This window comes from Shigella sp. FC1661 (assembly GCF_001712525.1).
GTDB lineage: Bacteria > Pseudomonadota > Gammaproteobacteria > Enterobacterales > Enterobacteriaceae > Escherichia > Escherichia coli.
The window spans coordinates 1-1,627 of record NZ_MDGW01000305.1; the positions used below are offsets into that span (position 1 = coordinate 1).

Annotated in this window: 4 protein-coding genes and 2 pseudogenes; 3 read left to right on the top strand and 3 right to left on the bottom strand. The window is 41.5% G+C overall.

Translation table 11 applies throughout. The features are described from left to right. Positions 1 to 159, bottom strand: a 159-nt coding sequence (locus tag BFF42_RS16330; RefSeq protein ID WP_032277379.1) for an IS1 family transposase, incomplete at its 3' end; no start/stop codon positions are given. Between the two features lie 53 nt (positions 160 to 212). Continuing rightward, positions 213 to 311, bottom strand: a pseudogene (locus tag BFF42_RS16335) (hypothetical protein); the annotation flags it as partial. Between the two features lie 313 nt (positions 312 to 624). Here BFF42_RS16335 and ycgZ point away from each other — a divergent pair. The 3 genes and pseudogenes from ycgZ to ariR form a co-directional block, all read left to right on the top strand. Further along, positions 625 to 861: a regulatory protein YcgZ gene (ycgZ, locus tag BFF42_RS16340; protein WP_000554150.1), complete on the top strand. Its 237-nt coding sequence runs from the start codon at positions 625 to 627 to the stop codon at positions 859 to 861. A 42-nt stretch (positions 862 to 903) separates the two neighbouring features. Next, a complete protein-coding gene (locus tag BFF42_RS16345; RefSeq protein WP_000858002.1) occupies positions 904 to 1,176 on the top strand; it encodes a two-component-system connector protein YmgA in 273 nt (90 codons plus the stop codon). Positions 1,177 to 1,204: 28 nt separating this feature from the next. Then, positions 1,205 to 1,330 (top strand): annotated as a pseudogene (gene ariR / locus BFF42_RS16350) (biofilm/acid-resistance regulator AriR); the annotation flags it as partial. Between the two features lie 11 nt (positions 1,331 to 1,341). Here the strand turns inward: ariR and BFF42_RS16355 are convergent. After that, positions 1,342 to 1,627: integrase core domain-containing protein (locus tag BFF42_RS16355; RefSeq protein ID WP_000318964.1), on the bottom strand; the 286-nt coding region annotated here is incomplete at its 5' end.

Consider the following 1,627-nt stretch of genomic DNA (forward strand, 5'->3'; position numbering starts at 1 on the left):
GTGCGTACCGGGCTGAGAGGCGGTGTAAGTGAACTGTAGTTGCCATGTTTTACGGCAATGAGAGCAGAGATAGCGCTGATGTCCGGCAGTGCTTTTGCCGTTACGCACCACGCCTTCAGTAGCGGAGCAGGAAGGACATCTGATGGAAATGGAAGCCACGCAAGCACCTTAAAATCACCATCATACACTAAATCAGTAAGTTGGCAGCATTACCGCATGTTCCTGCGATTTGCTATCGAAACCATTTCTTCGATTTTTTTGACAGGTTCGTCGTCACGTATATGGCTACGATAAATAAGGGTGGTAAGCATTAACAATCCAGGGTAATGGGTGAGGCGAGAGTAAGACGGTAACAGACATATCTTCTTGTGTCTTTCTTTTAATACCAAAACATAACCGTTTCTTTACATTGATAAAAAATGGAAAAAGTTGAACACTAGTTGGCGAAAAATCTTGTACAGATTGTCAGTTAAATGATGCAATATGTTTTATCATAACACATTGTTTTATATGTATTAGCACTAATTGCAAAAAATTAATTTATCATTCTGTACACATATTTCGTACAAGTTTGCTATTGTTGCCTCACTTAACATTGATTAACATTTTTAACAGAGGCGTAGCATGCATCAAAATTCAGTGACTTTAGATTCTGCGGGAGCAATCACTCGTTACTTTGCAAAAGCTAACTGGCCTACTCAGCAGGAAACTCTCGGGGAAATTGTGACTGAGATTTTGAAAGATGGACGTAATCTGAGTCGAAAGTCGCTTTGTGCCAAACTTCTTTGCCGACTGGAACACGCGACTGGGGAAGAGGAACAGAAACATTATAATGCACTAATTGGGTTGCTTTTTGAATAATGCAACAGCCTGATTATTTAACAGGTTAGCTATGAAGTCGTTATGAAGACATCTGATAATGAACGTATAAAATATGAAATTACTGGCCAGGCGGTGCTCCAGATACTGCGCATGAAGATAAATTTTTCATTGCAGACTCTTATTAAGCAATTACTCGTAATGAAATCGGCTGAGGAAGATGCTTTCCGACGCGATTTAATTGACAGCATAATTCGTGATTTTAGCAATAGTGATTCAGGAGGGCCAAACCGAAGAACAGCGACAGCTGACAATAAAAGTATGTTCAATGGTAAGAAAATAAACAGAATACATTAAAATTTCATAAGTAAGATGAGAGGTTACCATGCTTGAAGATACTACAATTCATAATGCAATAACTGATAAAGCGTTAGCAAGTTACTTTCGCAGTTCGGGTAATTTGTTAGAAGAAGAGTCAGCAGTGTTAGGGCAGGCTGTCACCAATTTAATGTGGATTTGCCCCTATATTTCCAGACATCTGTTATCACTTAACCCATTACAAGCCCGCTGCCGCAGATATTCCCGTGGCGAGCGATAACCCAGCGCACTATGCGGATGCCATTCGTTATAATGCTCGAACGCCTCTGCAAGGTTCTTTGCTGCCGTTAACCCGTCTGGTTTGGGCATGATACTGATGTAGTCACGCTTTATCGTTTTCACGAAGCTCTCTGCTATTCCGTTACTCTCCGGACTCCGCACCGCCGTGTTCTTCGGTTCAAGTCCCAACATCCGGGCGAACTGGCGTGTT